Origin of the sequence: Rhodococcus sp. SORGH_AS_0301 (assembly GCF_030818285.1) — a bacterium.
In the GTDB taxonomy this organism is placed as follows: Bacteria; Actinomycetota; Actinomycetes; order Mycobacteriales; family Mycobacteriaceae; genus Rhodococcoides.
Window position 1 is genome coordinate 4,333,009 of the sequence record NZ_JAUTAC010000002.1, and the last position, 13,444, is coordinate 4,346,452.

12 protein-coding genes are annotated in these 13,444 nt (G+C 67.1%); 7 read left to right on the forward strand and 5 right to left on the reverse strand.

The genetic code is table 11. The annotated features are described in order from the left end of the window. Window positions 1-54: 54 nt before the first annotated feature. Window positions 55-1,530, reverse strand: a complete 1,476-nt coding sequence (locus QE397_RS21145; protein WP_307097156.1) for a mannitol dehydrogenase family protein — start codon at window positions 1,528-1,530, stop codon at window positions 55-57. Continuing rightward, window positions 1,527-2,549 carry an NAD(P)-dependent alcohol dehydrogenase gene (locus QE397_RS21150; protein ID WP_307097157.1) on the reverse strand — a complete coding sequence of 341 codons (1,023 nt, stop codon included), beginning with the start codon at window positions 2,547-2,549 and terminating at the stop codon, window positions 1,527-1,529. The genes QE397_RS21145 and QE397_RS21150 overlap by 4 nt, the downstream gene beginning before the upstream one ends. 69 nt (window positions 2,550-2,618) lie before the next feature. Here QE397_RS21150 and QE397_RS21155 point away from each other — a divergent pair, with 69 nt between their 5' ends. The 7 genes from QE397_RS21155 (at window position 2,619) to QE397_RS21185 (ending at window position 10,131) form a co-directional block, all read left to right on the forward strand. Further along, window positions 2,619-3,641, forward strand: coding sequence for a sugar-binding transcriptional regulator (locus tag QE397_RS21155; protein WP_307097159.1), 1,023 nt, complete (start codon window positions 2,619-2,621; stop codon window positions 3,639-3,641). A 7-nt stretch (window positions 3,642-3,648) separates the two neighbouring features. Next, entirely contained in the window at window positions 3,649-4,998 is a 1,350-nt protein-coding gene (locus QE397_RS21160) for a sugar ABC transporter substrate-binding protein (protein WP_027506155.1), read from the forward strand. Then, window positions 4,998-5,945, forward strand: coding sequence for a carbohydrate ABC transporter permease (locus QE397_RS21165; protein ID WP_307097161.1), 948 nt, complete (start codon window positions 4,998-5,000; stop codon window positions 5,943-5,945). The genes QE397_RS21160 and QE397_RS21165 overlap by 1 nt, the downstream gene beginning before the upstream one ends. Beyond that, a complete protein-coding gene (locus QE397_RS21170; RefSeq protein ID WP_027506157.1) occupies window positions 5,945-6,826 on the forward strand; it encodes a carbohydrate ABC transporter permease in 882 nt (293 codons plus the stop codon). The genes QE397_RS21165 and QE397_RS21170 overlap by 1 nt, the downstream gene beginning before the upstream one ends. Before the next feature lie 11 nt (window positions 6,827-6,837). Further along, window positions 6,838-7,950, forward strand: coding sequence for an ABC transporter ATP-binding protein (locus QE397_RS21175; RefSeq protein WP_027506158.1), 1,113 nt, complete (start codon window positions 6,838-6,840; stop codon window positions 7,948-7,950). Between the two features lie 365 nt (window positions 7,951-8,315). Next, window positions 8,316-8,864, forward strand: coding sequence for a hypothetical protein (locus QE397_RS21180; protein WP_222632212.1), 549 nt, complete (start codon window positions 8,316-8,318; stop codon window positions 8,862-8,864). Between the two features lie 52 nt (window positions 8,865-8,916). Next, window positions 8,917-10,131, forward strand: a complete 1,215-nt coding sequence (locus QE397_RS21185) for a low temperature requirement protein A (protein WP_307097165.1) — start codon at window positions 8,917-8,919, stop codon at window positions 10,129-10,131. Between the two features lie 8 nt (window positions 10,132-10,139). Here QE397_RS21185 and QE397_RS21190 read toward each other — a convergent pair whose 3' ends face one another. Genes QE397_RS21190 through QE397_RS21200 form a run of 3 tightly spaced genes read right to left on the reverse strand, consistent with a single transcriptional unit; the run spans window position 10,140 to window position 13,371 of the window. Then, entirely contained in the window at window positions 10,140-10,997 is an 858-nt protein-coding gene (locus QE397_RS21190) for an alpha/beta fold hydrolase (RefSeq protein ID WP_307097167.1), read from the reverse strand. After that, entirely contained in the window at window positions 10,994-11,599 is a 606-nt protein-coding gene (locus QE397_RS21195; RefSeq protein ID WP_027506160.1) for a TetR/AcrR family transcriptional regulator, read from the reverse strand. Before QE397_RS21195 ends, QE397_RS21190 begins: the two co-directional genes overlap by 4 nt. Beyond that, a complete protein-coding gene (locus QE397_RS21200; protein WP_027506161.1) occupies window positions 11,596-13,371 on the reverse strand; it encodes an amidohydrolase family protein in 1,776 nt (591 codons plus the stop codon). The genes QE397_RS21195 and QE397_RS21200 overlap by 4 nt, the downstream gene beginning before the upstream one ends. Window positions 13,372-13,444: the final 73 nt, after the last annotated feature.

The window sequence follows — 13,444 nt, forward strand, 5'->3', positions numbered from 1 at the left end:
TCGGCCCCCGTGAGCCTTGTGCGTGTCCAGGGATGCGCACAAGGCTCACGGGCGTCAGCGCACCGACGACTCCACGGTGGCGCGGGCTCCGCGAGTGTGCAGGGAGTCGAGAGCCGACGTGTAGGCGTCGACGAAGCGCGGATCGTCCACCAGATCCCCGAACAACTCCCGGTTCCGCACGAACGCGAGGGGGTCCTCGCGCTGCTGCCGAGCCAGCGGGGTGAGCGTGTCCTTCAGACGGTCGACGATCTCGATGGGCTCACCCTGCTCGTCGACACCCTCGGCGTAGCGCGCCCAGCTCGCGATCACCGTGGCGGACAGTGCGACCGGCCCTCCGGACCCGAGGTTCGTGCGCACCACCGGGACCAGCCACTTCGGGATCCGGTCCGACGACTCGGCGCAGAGCCGGGCCACGGTGTCCCGGATCTCCGGATTGGAGAAGCGCTCGATCAGCGTCTTCTTGTACTCGGCCAGGTCGATTCCGGGAACCGGCTGCAGCGTGGGAGTGGCTTCGTCGTCCATGTAGCGCAACAGGAACTCGGCGAACAGTGCGTCCTGCGTGACGTCGTGCACGAGCCGGTAGCCACTGAGGTATCCGACGTAGCAGAGGGCCTGATGGCTCGCGTTGAGCAGACGCAGCTTCATCAGCTCGTACGGTGTGACGTCGTCGACGACCTGCACGCCCACGTCCTCGAACGGCGGCCGGCCGAGGGTGAAGTGATCCTCCAGGGCCCACTGGGTGAACGGCTCCGCGGCCACGGGCCACTGGTCCTCGAGGTCGTACCGTGAGGCGAGCTCGTCGACGACGTCGGGTGTGGTGACGGGCGTGATGCGGTCGACCATGGAGTTGGGGAACTGCGCGGTGTCCGTGATCCACTGTGCCAGTGCGGGATCCTTCAGGCGGGCGAACGCGGTGAAGGTCGATCGGGCGATGTGTCCGTTGCCCTCGATGTTGTCGCACGACATGATGGTGAACGGCGCGAGCCCGCGATCCTTCCGGCGGGACAACGCCTCGCACACTAGTCCGAAGGTCGTGCCCGGTACCGCATCGGGGACCAGATCCGCTCGCACAGCCGGGTTCTCGGCGTCGAACTCGCCCGTGGTGGCCGAGAAGTTGTAGCCGCCCTCGGTGACGGTGAGAGAGACGATGCGGGTGTCGGCGTGGGCGAGCTTCTCGATCACCGCCTCGGGATCGTCCGGCGCGAAGAGGTACTCGGTGATGGATCCGATGACCGAAGTGTCCCACGAGCCGTCGGAGTGCCGCAGTGCCAGGGTGTAGAGACAGTCCTGGGCGTCCATGACGTCCTTCATACGGCGATCACCCGGCAGCACGCCCACGCCGCAGATGCCCCAGCTCGACGCGGACTCGAAGTCGGTGCGGAGCAGCCGGTCGACGTACATCGCCTGGTGCGCACGGTGGAAGCCGCCGACGCCGAAGTGGACGATCCCGGTGGTGATCGCCGAGCGGTCGTACCGTGGCACGTCCACGTCGTCGGGAAGCTGGGCGAGGGTGGCGGCGGACAGCTTCACGAGAGTGTCTCCTGACTGGGTGTCACGGTGACGACAGCCTTGATGCTGCCGTCGGTGCGGTCGTGATTCAGTGCGTCCTCGACATGATCCAGGTCGAACCGACCCGTCACCATGCTGTCGAGCTCGACTCGTCCGGTGCGGACGAGTTCCAGTGCGGTGGGCCAGGTGTCGGCATAGCGGAAGACGCCGGTGACCCACAGTTCCCGGTTCTGGATCACGGACACGGGAATCGGGTACTCGTTTCCGCCCATGCCCACGAGCACCACTCTGCCCGCAGGGCGCACGGCGCGCATCCCGTCCTGCACTGCGCGGGGTGCGCCCGACGCGTCGACGAACACGTCGACGTCGAGGTCGTGCACCGACTCGTCCGCCGGGTCGATCACGCGGGTCGCCCCGTACCGCGTGGCGTTGGCGCGGCGGTCGGCCGAGATGTCCGACACGACGATCTCCGTGGCGCCGAAGGCGCGGGCGACCTGCGCCGTGAGCACTCCGACCGGCCCGGCGCCCGCGATCAACACTCGCGAGCCGCCGGTGATCCCGCCCTTGCGTGCGGTCGCGATGGCCACCGACAGGGGCTCGAAGAGGGCCGCGGCGTCGTCGGACACGGCGTCGGGCACGTCGTGCGCGAACGTGGATCCGATGGTCACGTACTCACAGAGGGCACCGTCCACGGGAGGGGTCGCATAGAACTCCATGTGGGGGCACAGGTTGTAGTGGCCCGATCGGGTCTCGCGACTGTCGGGATCGGGTCGTTGCGGCTCGATGGACACTCGCGACCCGACTCGCCGAGGGGAGACGCCGTCACCGACGGCGACGATCACACCCGACGCCTCGTGGCCCAGAACGAGCGGCGACTCGACGACGAAGTCGCCGATGCGACCCTCGCGGTAGTAGTGCGCATCCGATCCGCAGACCCCGACGGATGCCACCCGGACGAGGACGTCACCTGCGTTCGGCGTCGGCACAGGTCGCGTCTGCGTCTCGATGTGTCCCGGTTCGGTGAGAACTGCGGCACGCATGGAATCGACTGTTGTGTGGATCACACCTGGATGTTAGCTTAAGTGAGCAGATGAACACCAGGTGAGCAGATGCTCACCTCGACGACCGGGAGCGACATCGTGACGACGCCGAGTTCGAGCGACGAGCTGAGGCTCGCGCTGCGTGCGGCGACGATGTACCACGTCGAGGGCGCGACCCAGGCGGAGATCGCCACCAAGCTCGGTGTCTCCCGTCCCACGGCAGGTCGACTCGTCGCTCGGGCTCGGGCGAACGGGCTCGTGCGCATCGAGATCCACGTGCCCGAGGAGATCAGCGGATCGGTGCACACCGATCTCGAACGTCGACTCGAGGAGCGGTACGGCCTGGACGAGGCGCTGGTGGTCACGTCGACCATCGACGACGCCGGCGGTCGGTACGACGCGGTGGGGCGCGCCGCGTCGGGCATCCTCACCCGGCGCGTGCAGCTTGCTCACACACTCGGTTTCACGTGGGGGCCGGAGACGGTTGCGGTGGCGCAGTCGCTCCAGGGACGCGGCAGCCGCTGCGCCCGCGTGGTGCAGCTGGACGGATCCATGAGCACCGCGGACTACCAGACCGGTGTCGACTTCGTCCTCACCCGCTGCGCCGAGCAACTGCAGGCGACGCCGATGCGGCTCAACGCCCCTCTCTACGCCGACCCGGCGACAGTCGTCGCGCTGCAACAGGACTCGCTGATGTCCAAGGCGCTCGACGCCGGACGCACCGCGGACCTCATGTTCTTCGGACTGGGCCCGGTGTCGACGTCGACGACGCTGTTCGAGGGAAGCTTCCTCGACGCCGACCTCCTGTCCGAACTCGATCGACTCGGTGCGGTCGGTGAGATCGGCGGTCGGTTCTTCGACTCCGACGGCGCCGACGTCGACAGCTCCCTGACCGACCGCACGGTCTCGGTGCCGCTGGACGACATCCGGAACTGCGCCACCACGCTCCTCATCTCCGGCGGTGCGCGCAAGCACGCCGCGATCCGGGCCGCTCTGCGCGGCCGTCTCGCCACCGTCCTGGTGACCGATATCGCCTGTGCTCTGGACCTTCTCGACGAGCACGGCAGCAACCCCATGAAGGAATCGAGGTAGTACCGACGTGACATCACGATTCGTCCCACTCGCCGCCCTCGCCGCAGCCACCGTGCTGACGGCGAGCGGCTGCGCGGGCGCGGGATCGTTCGGAGGTGACGGTGGCGGCACGACCATCACCGTGGCCATCGTCTCCAACTCGCAGATGTCCGACGCGATCTCGCTCGCACCGGAGTTCGAGGCCGAGAACCCGGGTGTGAACCTGAAGTTCGTCTCGCTGTCCGAGAACGAGGCGCGCGCGAAGATCACGGCGTCGGTGGCCACGGGCGGTGGTGAGTTCGACGTGGTGATGATCAGCAACTACGAGACGCCGCAATGGGCCGAGAACGGGTGGCTCACCAATCTGTCCGAGTACGCGCAGGCCACACCGGGATACGACGAGGACGATTTCATCCCGTCGCTCAAGGAGTCGCTGTCCTACGAGGGAAGCATGTACTCGGTGCCGTTCTACGGTGAGTCGTCCTTCCTCATGTACCGCAAGGACCTGATGGAGGAAGCAGGCATCACGATGCCGGCCGAGCCCACCTGGGATCAGGTGGCCGAGGCCGCCGCGACACTCGACCGTCCGGGCATGTCCGGCATCTGCCTGCGTGGCAAGCCCGGCTGGGGCGAGGTGCTCGCGCCCCTCGACACCGTCATCAACGCCTTCGGCGGCCGGTGGTACGACGAGAACTGGAACGCGCAACTCGACAGTCCGCAGGTCGAGGAAGCCGTGCAGTTCTACGTCGACCTGGTCCGGTCGCACGGACAGGCCGGCGCGGCGACGAGCGGCTTCAGCGAGTGCGGAACGCAACTCGCACAGGGCAACACGGCCATGTGGTACGACGCCACCTCGGCGGTGTCGGTGCTTGAGGACCCCACGTCGAGCAACGTCGTCGGCAAGATCGGGTACGCCAAGGCCCCGTCGGCGGCCAAGGGCGACAACGGGTGGCTGTACTCCTGGTCGCTCGGCATCCCGACGACGTCGGAAAGCCCGGACGACGCCTGGAAGTTCGTGTCGTGGATGACGAACAAGGAGTACCTGAAGAAGGTCGGCACCGAGCTCGGCTGGGAGCGGGTGCCACCGGGAAGCCGGTTGTCCACCTACGAGATCCCGGAGTACAAGGAGGCGTCGGCCGCCTTCGGTCAGGTCACGCTCGACTCGATAAACAATGCCGATCCGCTGAACCCGACGGTCGATCCGGTGCCGTACACCGGCGTCCAGTTCCTCACCATCCCCGAGTTCCAGGATCTCGGCACTCGGGTCAGTCAGCAGATCAGCGCCGCCGTGGCAGGACAGATCAGCGTCCAGGACGCGCTCGCTCAAGCGCAGCAGTACGCCGAGGTGGTCGGCAAGACGTATCAGGAGGATCAGTGATGACCACGACCGAAGTCGGCTCGGCGAGATCCGAGACGCCGTTCGTTCCTCGCGAACGGGTGATCTCGAAGGCGGAGGGGTGGCGGCGCCGCGGTCCCCTGCTGCCGGCCATGGTCTTCGCGATCGTCGTCACGCAGATCCCGTTCCTGTTCACGCTGTACTACTCGACGCAGTCGTGGAACCTGGTGCGCCCCGGATCGCGGGAGTTCAACGGTCTGAACAACTACGTGGACGTGTTCCGGGACAGCCAGTTCCGCTCGGTCGCGTTCAACACGGTGATCATGATCGTGGGCACGGTGATCATCTCGGTGGCGCTGGGCCTGGTGCTCGCACTGCTGCTGGACCGTAAGTTCATCGGCCGCGGTCTGATCCGCACCCTGCTGATCACTCCGTTCCTCATCACCCCGGTCGCCGGTGCACTGATCTGGAAGACCACCATGTTCGACCCGGTGTTCGGCCTCATCAACTTCGTGCTCAGCCCGTTCGGGGTCGACCAGATCGACTGGGTCTCGCGGTTCCCGCTCGCCGCGGTCATGACCAACCTCGTCTGGCAGTGGACCCCCTTCATGATGCTGCTCATCCTGGCGGGACTGCAGTCGATGCCGAAGGACATCGCGGAGGCGGCGCGGGTGGACGGCGCCGGGCCCGTCGCACTGTTCCGCGAGTTGACGTTGCCGCATCTGCGACGCTTCATCGAGCTCGGGGCGGTCCTCGGCGCCATCTACCTCATCAACACCTTCGACGCCGTCTACATGATGACGTCCGGTGGCCCGGGTGTGGCGTCGTCGAACCTGCCGTTCTACATCTATCAACGAGCGTTCCTCGGCTTCGACATCGGCCAGGCCGCGGCCATGGGCGTCGTCACCGTGGTGGCCACCATCGTCGTCAGCACACTGGCGCTGCGACTGATCTTCACGAGCTTCAGCGGGAAAGAGGAGGCTGCCTGATGAGTACCACCACCGAGCGGAGCGCCGGCAGCGGAACTCCGAGCGTCACCGCGCCGATCACACGCAAGAAGCGATGGGGGCCCGGATCGATCTGGTCCTTCGTCGCCTGGGTCGCCGGCATCGCCTTCTTCTTCCCGGTCCTGTGGATGGTCATCACCGGGTTCAAGCAGGAAGCCGATGCGTACACCGCGACGCCGAAGATCTTCTTCACCCCGACCCTCGACCAGTACCGCGGCGTTCTCGAGAGCGGCATCGGCACCACGCTGCTCAACTCGGCCTTCGCGACCGTCGTGTCCACGATTCTCGTTCTGCTGCTGGGTGTCCCGGCTGCATTCGCCCTGTCGCTGCGTCCCGTGAAGAAGACGCAGGACGTGCTCTTCTTCTTCATCTCGACGAAGATGCTGCCGGTCGTGGCGGCCATCGTGCCGCTGTACGTCATCGTCGGCGACATCGGTCTGCTCGACAACATCTGGGCGCTCATCATCCTGTACACGGCGATGAATCTGCCGATCGCGGTGTGGATGATGCGGTCGTTCTTCCTCGAGGTCCCGAGCGAGTTGCTCGAGGCCGCGAGCATGGACGGTGCCTCGCTGTGGACATCGGTGCGGGAGGTCATCCTGCCTCTGGTCTCGCCCGGCATCGCGGCCACGTCGCTGATCTGTGTGATCTTCTCGTGGAACGAGTTCTTCTTCGCCGTCAACCTCACCGCCGTTCAGGCACAGACGATTCCGGTCTACCTCGTCGGCTTCATCACCGGGCAGGGCCTGTACTGGGCCCAGCTCTCCGCCGCTGCGACGTTCGCAGCCCTCCCCGTCGTCCTCGCCGGATGGTTCGCGCAGAACAAGCTCGTGCGCGGCCTGTCCTTCGGCGCCATCAAGTAGGAGAAAGAACCATGGCTGCAATCTCGTACAAGCAAGCGTCCTGCATCTACGACGGCGCCGACAAGCTGGCGGTGGACTCGCTCGACCTCGACATCCAGGACGGCGAGTTCGTCGTCCTGGTCGGCCCGTCGGGCTCCGGGAAATCCACCGCGCTGCGGATGCTCGCCGGTCTCGAGGAGATCGACGGCGGTGCCATCGAGATCGGCGGGAAGAACATGGTCGGTGTGCCGTCCAAGGACCGCGACATCGCGATGGTGTTCCAGAACTACGCGCTCTACCCCAACAAGACCGTCGGCGAGAACATGGGCTTCGCGCTCAAGATGCGCGGGGTCAGCCTCGAGAAGCGTCAGGCTCGCGTCGCCGAGGCGGCCCGACTCCTCGACCTCACCGAGTACCTGGATCGCAAGCCCGGCAAGCTCTCCGGCGGTCAGCGGCAGCGCGTGGCCATGGGCCGCGCGATCGTCCGTGAGCCCCAGGTGTTCTGCATGGACGAGCCGCTGTCGAACCTCGACGCCAAACTGCGGGTACAGACACGCACGCAGATCGCCGCGCTGCAGCGTCGGCTGGGGACGACCACCGTGTATGTCACCCACGACCAGGTCGAGGCCATGACGATGGGCGACCGCGTTGCGATCCTCAAGGACGGCAAGCTGCAGCAGTTCGCCGCGCCGACCGAGCTCTACGACCACCCGGTCAACGCCTTCGTGGCCGGATTCATCGGCTCGCCGGCGATGAACCTGTTCACGGTGCCCGTCGTGTCCGGCGGCCTGAAGGTCGGTGAGCGCACCGTCCCCCTCGAGCGCGACCAGCTCACCGCCATCGCCGCCGCGGGACTCGACGAGGTGACCCTCGGCCTGCGTCCAGAACAGCTCGCGATCGGCTCCGCGGACGACGACGGACTGCTGGTCACCGTCGACCTCGTGGAGGAACTGGGCAACGAGAGCTACCTCTACGCCAGCTTCGACGACACCCGGATCCGCGCCTCGGACGGCACACCGGCCACGATCGTGGCACGCTCTCCCAGGAGGGCACCCGCGCGGATCGGCGAGAAGGTCACGCTGACCAAGCAGGAGGGCACCGCGTACCTGTTCCACCCGACCTCGGGGGAGCGGATCGGGGCCTGAGCCGCAGGGGGGCAAGACTCGGGTGTGGGAACGTGCCGGGAAGACCGTTCCCACACCCGTCCACCGTCGCGGGACCTCGCATGTGAGCGTGCGGCCACAGGATCGCCGGTGATTCTGCGGATCGGCAGAGTGTTCGTCGATCGTGTGTACTCACACTCGCCTGCGGGCTGTCGGTCCCTGTGGGCGTGGTCGAGCAGCACGTCCGCCGCGTCTCGCGGGTGACTCCAGGGCCACCAGTGCTTCGCGTCGACCTCCGGGACGGTCAGGTCCGGCACCCGGCGGTCGACGTCCTGGACCGGTCGACACGTTTCAGCGCACGGCACGAGGGTAGTTCGAGGCACTCGCTCTCGACACAGGAGATTCTCATGGCCCGTGCCACCCTTGCCCACCTGCTCCACGATGTCGGACTCGCGGCCTGGTTCGGCGGAACCCTCGCCAATGCCGTCGCACTGAACGAGGCGTCGTCGAACGCCGACACCGCCGCCTCCACCGGGGCTGTCACCAACGAGGGATGGGATCGGTGGACGCCGGTCAACGCCGCGGCCATCGGTGTCCATCTCGCCGGTGCGACAGCACTGCTGAAGAACGACTACGGACGTCTGAAGGCGCAGGACGGCGTCGCTTCGATGGCCGTCGCCAAGACCGCGCTCACGGCGGCAGCACTGGCGGTCACCGCGTACAGCCGCGTTCTGGGACAGACGGTCTCGAAGGAAGGTGCGGTACCAGCCTCCGACGGGACCACACCCACCGCGTCCACGCCACCGCACGTGGCGGCCGCGCAGAAGAAACTCCAGGCACTGCAGTGGGTCGTCCCCGCGTTGGCCGGCGGAGTGGTCGCCATCTCCGCGTACGCGAGCGAGCAGTTCCGTCCCGAGGAAGTGGCGCGGGGCGTAGTGTCGCGCATCATCGGCTGACCGTCCGATCCGCGAGGTATGTCCGATTCGCAACCTGCAGGGTGGTGATGACGTGACGGCGCATTCGGACGGCGACACCGATGCGGGAGCCGACCAGCGCACTCCGCTGGTGCAACCGCCGAAGCTGCGGACCGAGGCCGATCGCGGCGCGACCCGGTTGGAGCTGTTCTTCGACCTCGCCTACGTGCTGGTCGTGCACCAACTCGCACTCGCACTGAAGGACGACCTTCGCTGGCAGGGCATCGCCGAGTTCGCGGGAATCTTCGCCGTCACGTGGTGGTCCTGGGTGACCACCACGCTGTACGCCAACAGGTTCGACACGAACGACGTCCTGTACCGATTGCTGAAACTCGCCGCCACCTTCGCCGTGGCGGTGATGGCCGCCAGTGCCGCGACGGCGGTGGGCGGCGACGGCACCGTCGCCTTCGGAGCCGGGTACATCGCGACGCGGGTGATTCTCGCCGGTCTGTATCTTCGCGCACGGCGGCACATCCCCGACGTCCGCGTCACGATCGATCTGTACCTCGCGGCCACCGGCGTCAGTATCGTGATCTGGACGGTCTCGCTGCTCACCCCGTCACCGATCACCTACCTGCTGTGGGCGGTGGGAATCATGGTGGAGGCCGCGGCGCCGTTCGCCGCGACCCACTGGGGACCGGATGTTCCGCTGCACCTCGAGCATCTGCCGGAGAGGTTCGGGCTCTTCGTCATTCTCGTTCTCGGTGAGTCGATCTCGGCTGTGGTGCTCGGGATGCACGACACCCACTGGATGTTCTCGTCCGTCGCCGTCGCGGCACTCGGATTCACGATCGCTGCAGCCGTATGGTGGATGTACTTCGACATCGGCGGCGCGGAGGCCAAGACGGAGATCCAGGACGACGAGCGGGTGGTGGGCAGTGGGCGTGCCGACGGGTACGTCTACGGGCACCTCCCTCTCACCCTGGGTGTCGCTCTCCTCGGCGTCGGGATCCAGCAGTACGTCCTGCATCCCGTCGGCGAACTGACCGATGCCGGGCGCTGGGCCCTGTCCGGTGGGGTGGCGCTGTTCGTCGTCGGGATCTGCGCCGTTCTCGGCTGGAGTTCCGGCGACTGGAGAACGGTGTTCCCGTGGCCGGCGCTGGCCATTCCCGTCGTCGTCGTGCTGGGTCTCGTCGACACCAGGCTCCCGTTCGCCTCGGCCATCGTCCTCGCTGTCGGCGCGATCACGGCCGTCGTCACCGGGGTGATCCGTCGGCGCCGCAGTCCGGTCGACACGACCGAGACCTGACGCCGGGGCTATCGGTCCCGGGCGGCGTGGTCGAGCAGCACGTCCGCCGCGTCTCCCGGGTGACTCCAGGGCCACCAGTGCTTCGCGTCGACCTCCAGGACGGTCAGGTCGGGGACCCAGCGGTCGACGTCCTGGACCAGATCGGGGGAGAGGAAGCGATCCTTCAGCGGAACCACGACGAGTGTGGGTACGTCGCACCGCGGTGGTGGCCCGGACAGCATGCGCCGAATGATGTTGGCGCGGTAGAGCTCGACACCGCGCTGCATGTTCAGCGGATCCGCGGCGGGAGCGGGGTCCGCGGGACCGGCCTGGACGAACAGAGTCGGAACGTACGTTCCCAGGACCGGCACGTGGAAGCCCCAGATGTACCACGACCGGGCGAGCTGACCGAGCACCGACGGCCACTGGGTGGGCCGCAGTCCGCGCCGACGCGACGTCTCGCGGAGGTGGTCGATGCTGGGACCGGAGACGGAGGTGAACGATCCGAACACCTCGGCGGCGCGGGGATCGCTCATCGGCTCCCACATCTGCACCGAACCCCAGTCGTGGGCGAAGGCGTGGACCGCTCCGCGGAGATCGGGGATCGACTCGACCACCGCATAGGTGTCGTCGGCCAGGCGTTCGATGGCGAACGACTCGGACCGTTCCGGGTGCTCGACGACGGTGCGGCCACCACCGCGCGTGTCGTAGGCGATGACGCGGGCGCGATCACCGATGGCGTCGATCATCGGGTGAAACATGGTGTGGTCGTCCGGATACCCGTGCACGAGCAACACCGTCGTGTCCGACTCCGGATCGCCGTACTCGAACACGGCCAGTGCGGCACCCGTCGAGTGAGCGGTCCACCTGCTGTGCGGCTCGGTCATCCTGCCTCGCTCCTTCTGTACAGCGACTCTCCTCGGAGCAGTCGCGCGACGAGGTGCAGCCGCACCTCGTCCTGCTCGGGCTGCGGATGCACCACGGCGGAGAGGGCTTCCCCGTCGAGGAGGTGTACCACCGTGAAGAGCACCGTATCGAGTTCCGCCGCGGGAATCGTGCCCGCGATCGGCAGCGAGCGTCCGAGGTCGGTGATCTCCTGGTGGTAGCGCACGGTGAACGGAACGAGACGCTCCCGCAGTGCATCGTCACTCCGGGCGGCGATGAGCAGCTCGTACCAGGCACCGTTGATCGGCGCCCGGCACGCGGCGCGCAGCAACGTCAGGCAGTGCTCGACGGACGCCGAGCCGAAGCCGGACAGCCCGGCGCGGAACTCCTCGAACTGGCGCCTCCGGACCTCGTCCGCCGCAGCCACGACGAGATCGAGACGGGTGGCGAAGTGCCGGAAGAGCGCACCCGACGACACTCCCGCGCGGGTCACCACCTCGTTGACCGTCGTGGCGGCGTAACCCTTCTCGCACAGCGACGCGATGGTCGCGTCGAGGAGTCGCGCGATGGTGTCGGTGCGGCGCTCTTCCTGCGTTCGTCTCACACGGACACGGTAGTGGCCGCAGGTGTCCTCACGCCCGCTCGCAGGAATCGGCCCGCCCGCTCGGACACCCCGAACCAGGAGGCGAATCGGCCCTCGCGATACGCGACTCGTCCGCCGACGAGCGTCGCGGTGACCGCGGTGTCGTTACGGTTGACCATGCGGCTGAGACCCCCGAATTCCGGCATCGTCTCCTCGTTGTACGCGTCGACCTCGTCCGTCAGGCCGGCGGGATTCACCACGACGATGTCGGCGCGATCGCCGAGACGCAGGTGGCCGGCGTCGACGCCGTAGAAGTCGGCGAGCTCGCCGCTGAGCTTGTGAGCCGCCTGGCCGACCGTCAGGAACGACTCGCGGGCGTCGTTCACGCGCCGCAGCAGGCGGATGCCGAAGTTGTAGAACGCCATGTTGCGCAGGTGCGCCCCGGCATCGGAGAACCCCACCGTCACACCGGGCTTCGTGATCAGCTTGTCCATCTGCTTCTGGCGATGATTGGCGATGGTGGTGTGCCAGCGTAGTTTCCGGCCGTGCTCGACCACCAGGTCGAGGAAGGCGTCGACGACGTGGATCCCCTGCTCCCGTGCCAACTCTGCGATGTTCTTGCCGATGACGGACGAGTCGGGGCATTCGGTGATGATGACGTCGCCGAAGTCTCGGTGCCACACACGGGAGGAGAACTTCTTCTCGAAGTCGGCGCGGAACCAGCGTCGATACGCCTCGTCCTTCAGCAGTTCGTTACGGCCGAGCTCCTCACGAAGGTGCAGAGCTGCTCTGCCGGAACCGAATTCCTCGAAGACGACCAGGTCGATTCCGTCGGAGTAGACGTCGAACGTCGTGGGCAGGTGCTGCCAGCGGAACTGCCCCTTGCCCGGTCCGTTCACCGCAGCGGCCAGCGGACCGAAGATGTGGTGGATCCACGGTGAGGCCTTGGCGTCGGCGGCGGCCAGCAGCGAGACCTTCAGTGCGCGTCGGCCGATGCCCGTCGCGGCGCCGAGGAAGAACACCATGTCGTACTTGGTGTTCAGGTTCGGAATGCTCTGCAGCAGACGGCCGCGGCGACGCAGGATCTTGTGCAGACGCCGGAACTCCGACCACGACGCGTAGGACGACGGCAGCGAGCGCGAGCGGTATCGATCCCCGTCCAGCTTGTCCCAGGGATTGGTCATCGTGGACATGCCGAGCATGCCCGCGTCGAGTGCCTTCTCGAGAGCGTCCGCCATCTGCGCCGTCTCCTCGCGCGTCGGTCGCTGGGAGCGGTCGGTCGACCGGTCGAGTCCCATGACGTGGGCGCGCAGGTCCGAGTGCCCCACCAGCGCAGCGATGTTCGGTCCGAGCGGGAGGCGCTCGAGCGCGGCGATGTACTCCTCCGGGCCCGACCAGGTCTTGTGCGTGTCGACGGCCTTGAGCACGTGATCGCGGGGGAGGGCCTCGACGCGGCTGAACAGGTCGGCGATGTCGACGGGAGTGGAGTACAGGGTGGAGAGCGAACAGTTGCCGAGCAGCACCGTCGTCACGCCGTGGCGCACCGACTCGCTCAGGCCCGGCCCCACCAGGACCTCCGCGTCGTAATGAGTGTGCACGTCGACGAATCCCGGCATGACCCACTGGCCGGTGGCGTCGATGACCTCGGTGTCCGGTCCGACGTCGAGCGCGTCCGAGGACACGGCGCGGACCACGCCGTCGACGATGCCGACATCGCGGCGAACTCCCGGCCCACCATCTCCGTCGAAGACGGTCCCGCCGCTGATCACCACATCGAAGTGCGACTCGTTCATGTGACCTCCATCACTGTGCGATGGGCTCACCGTAACTTAGAGAGTGATCACTCGCAATAGTGGGATTTCGTCC